General features: G+C 41.1%; 6 protein-coding genes. 5 read left to right on the forward strand and 1 reads right to left on the reverse strand.

What is annotated here, in order from left to right:
- The 4 genes from QZY09_RS14660 to QZY09_RS14675 all read left to right on the forward strand — a co-directional run.
- Positions 1 to 183: hypothetical protein (locus QZY09_RS14660; protein WP_295673557.1), on the forward strand; the 183-nt coding region annotated here is incomplete at its 5' end.
- A 30-nt stretch (positions 184 to 213) separates the two neighbouring features.
- Positions 214 to 2,481 (forward strand): ATP-dependent helicase, encoded by a 2,268-nt coding sequence (locus QZY09_RS14665; RefSeq protein WP_295673558.1) that lies wholly within the window; start codon positions 214 to 216, stop codon positions 2,479 to 2,481.
- A gap of 169 nt (positions 2,482 to 2,650) precedes the next feature.
- Positions 2,651 to 3,019 (forward strand): helix-turn-helix transcriptional regulator, encoded by a 369-nt coding sequence (locus tag QZY09_RS14670; protein WP_295673559.1) that lies wholly within the window; start codon positions 2,651 to 2,653, stop codon positions 3,017 to 3,019.
- A 210-nt stretch (positions 3,020 to 3,229) separates the two neighbouring features.
- Entirely contained in the window at positions 3,230 to 3,496 is a 267-nt protein-coding gene (locus QZY09_RS14675) for a hypothetical protein (RefSeq protein ID WP_295673561.1), read from the forward strand.
- Positions 3,497 to 3,552: 56 nt separating this feature from the next.
- On the opposite strand, the gene QZY09_RS14680 is transcribed toward QZY09_RS14675, so the two are convergent.
- A complete protein-coding gene (locus QZY09_RS14680) occupies positions 3,553 to 4,989 on the reverse strand; it encodes a hypothetical protein (RefSeq protein ID WP_295673563.1) in 1,437 nt (478 codons plus the stop codon).
- A gap of 523 nt (positions 4,990 to 5,512) precedes the next feature.
- Between QZY09_RS14680 and QZY09_RS14685 the strand changes: the two genes are divergently transcribed.
- Positions 5,513 to 5,869, forward strand: coding sequence for a hypothetical protein (locus QZY09_RS14685; protein WP_295673564.1), 357 nt, complete (start codon positions 5,513 to 5,515; stop codon positions 5,867 to 5,869).
- Positions 5,870 to 6,015 lie beyond the last annotated feature (146 nt).

Here is a 6,015-nt window from a genome sequence, read left to right on the forward strand (position 1 = left end):
GTTGGTGAAAACACCAACAAGGGCGGAATGGGCGGAGACTTCCCCCCTTCCAGTCTTTCGGACTTCCTGACTTTCGCGGCTTTCCTGACTTTCCTGACTTTCCTGACTTTCCCTCTTACCTTAAATCCGAAATCGAACATCCGAAATCCGAAATCACTTCCTACTTTCACCGCAAAAGCCTAATTTCGCCCTAACAGAAAAGAGGAAAAAGATTTGGATTATTTACAGGGTTTAAACCCGGAGCAGCAAAGGGCAGTACAGCAATTAAAAGGGCCGGTGATGATCATCGCCGGCGCAGGATCGGGCAAAACAAGGGTGATCACTTACCGGGTGGCGCACCTGATCCGCAGCGGGGTAGATAGTTTTAATATCCTGGTGCTTACCTTTACCAATAAGGCGGCCAAAGAAATGCGCGAACGGATCAACCAGCTGGTGGGCCCCGAAGCAAAAAATATCTGGATGGGAACCTTCCACTCTGTTTTCGCCAAAATATTACGGGTGGAGGCCGACAAAATTGGTTACCCCAGCAACTTTACCATATACGATACCGACGACAGCAAAAGCGTGCTGAGGGCCATCCTGAAGGAAATGAACCTCGACGATAAGCTGTATAACCCCAACTTTGTACATAACCGCATTTCTGCGGCAAAAAATAACCTTGTGAGCTGGATGGAATACCAGCAGAACGAGCAGATCCAGGCGGATGATTTCAGCAGCGGCAGGGGTTTAATAGGCGTCATCTACCAAAACTATGCGCAGCGCTGTTACCGTGCCGGCGCCATGGATTTTGATGACCTGCTGTTTAAAACCAACAAACTGCTAAAACTGCACCCCGAAGTGCTGAACAAATACCAGCATAAGTTTAAATACCTGATGGTGGATGAGTACCAGGACACCAACTTTTCGCAATACCTCATCGTGAAAAAGCTGGCTGCAGTGAATGAGAATATCTGTGTGGTGGGCGATGACGCGCAAAGTATCTATGCCTTCCGCGGCGCCAATATCCAGAACATCCTGAACTTTGAAAAGGATTACCCGGACCTGAAAGTATTTAAACTGGAGCAAAACTACCGCTCAACCCAAAACATCGTAAATGTTGCAAACAGCATCATCTCCAATAATAAGGAACAGCTGAAAAAGAACGTTTTTTCGGAAAAGGAAACGGGTGAAAAGATAAAAGTGATGCGGGCCTTCAGCGATAACGAGGAAGGAAAACTGGTGGCGGAAGATATTATGTTCCAAAGAACCACCAAAGGTTTGGCCTGGCACGATTTCGCGATTCTTTACCGTACCAATGCGCAATCGCGCTCGATGGAAGAGGCGCTCCGCAAACAGGGAACGCCTTATAAAATATACGGCGGCCTGAGTTTTTACCAGCGGAAGGAAATCAAGGACCTGATCGGCTACTTCAGGCTCACCTTTAACCCCGCGGATGAAGAAGCGCTGAAACGCGTAATCAATTATCCACGCCGCGGCATCGGCGATACCACTGTTGACCGCATTATTTTAAGCGCGGGGCAAAACAACATCACCGCCTGGGAAGTATTGCTGGATCCGTCGAAATACCTGGATGGGCGCACCTCTGCGGCTGTGGGTAATTTCTCTACCATGATTCAGAGTTTCCAGGTGATCACGAAAAATTTGTCGGCCTACGAGGCAGCATTACATATTGCCCAGCACTCGGGTTTACTGAAAGATCTGTATGAAGACAAATCGGTTGAGGGACTTAACCGGTACGAAAATATCCAGGAATTACTGAACGGGATCAAAGAATTTTCGGAACGGGAAGATATTGAAGAAAAAGGCCTGGATGTATTTATGCAGGATGTGGCTTTACTAACCAATGACGACAAGGACAAAAATGCCGATGCCGATACCGTATCGCTGATGACCATCCACTCGTCAAAAGGATTGGAGTTCCCGCATGTGTATGTAGTTGGGCTGGAAGAGAACTTATTCCCTTCGCAAATGTCGCTTAATTCGCGTACTGACCTGGAGGAAGAGCGACGCTTGTTTTATGTAGCCAGCACCCGTGCTGAGAGTAAACTGACCATGAGTTATGCTACTTCGCGCTTTAAATTTGGTACGCTGATCAGTTGCGAACCAAGCCGTTTTTTGGATGAAATTGACGCACAATACCTTGAACTTGACTTCACTGCGAAGCCGGCAAGCTCAGGCAACCCATTTTTTGACGACGATCGGGCGGCATGGAGCAAAGGGGCTGATACTTTCTCGAAACCGAAAGCCGCCGTTGTTAAAACTACTTCGATACTGGCAAAGGCGCATGTGCCTTCAGCGGGTTTTGCACCCTCAGATACATCGAACCTGCAGGTTGGTATGGAAGTTGAACATGAAAGATTTGGGTTTGGCAAAGTAATAAGCCTTGAAGGCAATAAACCTGATATAAAAGCGACCATTTTCTTTAAAGAAATAGGCCAAAAGCAGCTTTTACTGAAATTTGCAAAATTAAGAATTATGTAAAAGCATTGCTTTTTCTACCCATCTATGTAGAAAATATTCCCCAATATTTCGCAATGTTTTATTTATTAATTGTATGGCAAGTTAAATTTGCCCTATAATTAATAAATGGCATAAAATTTGTCTAATTTTGTTAACCTAAGTGATCTAATATTATTGAGAAAACCTGATTATGACAGAAAATTTAAAAAAGAAAACCAATAAATCTGTTGTTAAAAACATCCGTACTTTACGCCACCAACGCGGTTGGAGCCAGGAAGACGTGGCAAACCGTTTGGGAATTTCCATCCCGGCATTTTCAAAAATTGAAACCGGTGTTACCGATATCAACTTATCGCGCCTGGAACAGATCGCTAACATTTACGAAGTTAATGTAGTTAACTTATTATCGCTGGACGCTGAAAGCGCGGAACCCCAGGTTTCGAATTTAAGCATCGCCCAAAAGAAAATAGTTGACCGCGAAGCTGAGATAGCAAATCTGCAACGAAAAGTGATTTTACTTTACGAAGAATTGCGTAACAGAACTGTCGAAGCAGTTTGATTTTTGCGTTTCTGTTTATTAAAAATGACACTTTTGTACTAACCAGCCCTCACTAAAATTTGTTTGTCTGAAATTTTCGGCCAAATAAATTATCTTTTGAGGCTATTGTTAGTAAAATTGCTGTTTCTGGCAAATAACAGGACTTTTGGAGTAATAATTGTAAAACAGGTGATATAAACGCTACCTGTTATGTTAAATTATTTGATCTCAATGTCCGGTGATGCTGCAGTTAATGACGAAATTATTCACGATCCTGTAAGCAAATTAAAAGTTAAGGCATTTGATTTATTAGCGTCGACTTTTAAACCCAGCAAGGGAGAGATAAGGTATTTTGTAACATCTGGGGAAGAAAAGCTGGCATTTGAAACTAAGGGTTATAAAAAACATCGCCAGGTGCTTGTACTTCAAATGATCGCCTGGTACTGTTTATACCTTGGGCTGATAGAGGCACAGATCCACTCGGCATTGCCTATTTAAAGGAGTTCAAAGCAGCTTCAATGGCTCAGTAATCCTTGCTATTAACTATGAGCTAACTAAAATCCAGCCCTTCCCGGATCGTGGAGCATATCGCTCATTTCAATGATCTTATCATCAATTTCCGAAACACTCTTGTTCATCATCCTGATACATTCGCGCTGGTCAACCAGGCCTTCTTTTTCAAGGTTCAGTAATCCTTTAAGTGTGGCTATAGGCCCGCGGATCTGGTGCGACAGATAGGATGAATACTCGGACAGTTTTTTATTCTTTACCTGCAAGTCTTTTGTTCTTTCGTCAATAATTTCTTCCAGGTGATGATTGATCCTGTCGAGGTTATCTTTTTGCCTGGAGACTTCGGCATTCAGTGCTGTTAGCTGTAAGTTGGTTTTAGCTTTCCGTTTAACATTACTCACCAGCAAACCAACTAAAATGAGCAATAAGCCGGCGACTACTGTTACCCCCCAGAATCTGACGCGGTCATATTTTTGTTTCTGGATCAATATCTCATTTTCCTTTATGCGGGCTTGTTGCTTCGCCTGTTCGCGCAGCAGGTTTATTTGGGTGGAACTGTTTTGCTTAAAACTAACACTATCGGTCTGGTAAATTTCCTGTAAGATAGAAAGTGCTACCTTATAGTTTTTGCGCTTTGACTCTAATTGATAACTGGTATACTTAAAATCTGCCTGTATTTTTTCATCTTTAACTGCACCGGCATAAACCAACCCTTCCTGAATAGCTTTTTCAGCAGCAGTGTACTTTCCCTGGGCAATATATGAATCAGCAATGGTTAAGTTGATACTGGCCATAGTTTCATTCAAATCTAATTGACGGGCCTTTTCATTGGCACTTAAAAGCAAGCTATCCGCTTTTTCGTACTGCCGCAGATAAAAATAAATAACACCTTTATTTTGAAGGCAGAGCACCAGATTGACAGAGTCTTTTAGTGCTGCAAAAAGCACATTACTCTGGTTATCATAGCTCAAAGCCTGGTAATAGCTTTTTTTTCGAAAGTAAACATCGCCTATGTTTAAATCAAGTTTAGCGATGAGATGGGCGTCATGTAATTTATTGGCGATGGTCAAAGCTTGCTGAAAGAAATCCAGGGCGCTACCATAATCAATGTCCCGGTATAAGTTTCCTATATTATTAAGTACACTAGCTTCGCTGCGTAAATCATTAATCTGTTTAAAGCTATCGTAAGCAGCCAAATAATCATCAATAGCTTTTTGCGAGTGGTTAAGATAATAATTACCAATTCCCCGTACGCGATAGGACTCTCCTATACCTTTATCATAATTAAGCGCTTTAGCCAAAGCCATAGCTCTATCGGCGTAAATAATTGTCTGTTCAGGATTTGTCAAACGGGAGTCAAAGCCTTGCCTGTTCAGCTTTTTAACCGCATTAGTATCCTGCTGCAAATTTACGCCTGACGCAGAAGCCATCGCAGAAAATTTAAGCATTATCAAAAAAACAAACAGGAGAATCTTCTTCATTAAGGCATTATTACGTTAGTTGCGCAAGAAAGTTGCGAATAATTTACCGACATATAAATTCAGGCGAAAAAAAACATTAATTAATTTGATATTTTATTTTGTTTATTGAAATCTATTGCTTAGATTTGAACCTGATAAATTATTGGACCAAGAAAGTTAATCCAATTAAGGATTTTTATTTGTTCCCATGTTATTGCAAATAGTTGGCAGTACCTGTACAAACAAGCACTTAATTTTCATTTAACTCGCTGAATTCCATAAAAATAAAAAAAATAAGTACCGTTGAATTTTAGTGTTATTTTTTAGGTTTTCTCTAAAAAAAAATAATAAAATAACCGGTACGACTGTTCTGTAATTTTTTTACAGTCGTTGTTTTTGATAAGTTTTCACTCATTCAAAAACTTAGTGCCGGCGGTTAATTACCCCTTGTACGAAATCGATTTGTTAAAAGATGTGGTATTTGATAAATAAATTATTGAAAAAGAATCTGGCTTAAAAAATTATACATATTCAAATATTCTATATGAAAAAATTATTCTTATCAGCTGCGTTAGTTTTAAGCATTGGTGCTCTCTCAAATTCGGCCCATGCTCAAACAACTTCAATAAAAAATTCTACTTCTGTTTCTGACAAGAAAAGCACTGGTAGTGCTGACTTAAGCGACAAGAAAAGTACTGGTAGTGCTGACTTAAGCGACAAGAAAAGCACTGGTAGCGCTGACTTAAGCGACAAGAAAAGTACTGGTAGCGCTGACTTAAGCGACAAGAAAAGCACTGGTAGCGCTGACTTAAGCGATAACAATGATTTGAGCGACAAGAAAAGCACTGGTAGCGCTGACCTCAGTGACAAGAAAAGCACTGGTAGCGCCGACCTTAACTAATTAATTTTATATTAGTATACAAAGCTTGTTTCCCAAAAAGAAACAAGCTTTTTTTTTGCTCACACTTTCTTAAATCCGTGGAGCATTCTCCACCCTGTAAATAAAATCCCACAAGATCGGAAGAGCACACGTCTGAACTCCAGTCA

Source organism: uncultured Mucilaginibacter sp., assembly GCF_903913935.1.
GTDB lineage: Bacteria > Bacteroidota > Bacteroidia > Sphingobacteriales > Sphingobacteriaceae > Mucilaginibacter.

Coding starts and splice junctions, on each gene's coding strand:
- QZY09_RS14680 (WP_295673563.1), bottom strand. CDS start 4,989: ATGAAGAAGATTCTCCTGTTTGTTTTTTTGATAATGCTTAAATTTTCT.
- QZY09_RS14685 (WP_295673564.1), top strand. CDS start 5,513: ATGAAAAAATTATTCTTATCAGCTGCGTTAGTTTTAAGCATTGGTGCT.
- QZY09_RS14675 (WP_295673561.1), top strand. CDS start 3,230: ATGTCCGGTGATGCTGCAGTTAATGACGAAATTATTCACGATCCTGTA.
- QZY09_RS14670 (WP_295673559.1), top strand. CDS start 2,651: ATGACAGAAAATTTAAAAAAGAAAACCAATAAATCTGTTGTTAAAAAC.